Raw genomic sequence first — 359 nt, forward strand, 5'->3', positions numbered from 1 at the left:
GTCGGGACCCCGGGGTCGAAACCGTTGTCACGCAAGGCCGTCGGCCAATCGTCGCGCAGGTCCACCGGCACCTCGCGGCGATCGGCGGCGGGCGTGCTCGCGGCGAGCGCGGACGCCTTGAACTGCAACACCTTCGGCTGATCCAGCTCGAAAACCGTAGTCCCGGAAGGCCAGTCGAGCCGGTAGGCCCTGGCGTCCAAACCGGCGGCCACGATGACGATCTGCCGGATGCCCGCGACGGCCGCGGCTTCGAGGTAGTCGTCGAAGTAGCAGGTGCGGGCCACCAGCAGATCGCCGAGCGCGCCGTACGACCGAACCAGCGACTGGTCGATCTCGCCGATATCGCTCTGACTCAGCCG

At 68.8% G+C, this 359-nt stretch carries 1 protein-coding gene; it reads right to left on the reverse strand.

The genetic code is table 11. From position 1 onward, the window contains the following. Positions 1-359, reverse strand: a 359-nt coding sequence (locus tag F3087_RS45765) for a class I SAM-dependent methyltransferase (RefSeq protein ID WP_150408485.1), incomplete at both ends; no start/stop codon positions are given.

It is taken from the genome of Nocardia colli (assembly GCF_008704205.1).
Taxonomy (GTDB): domain Bacteria; phylum Actinomycetota; class Actinomycetes; order Mycobacteriales; family Mycobacteriaceae; genus Nocardia; species Nocardia colli.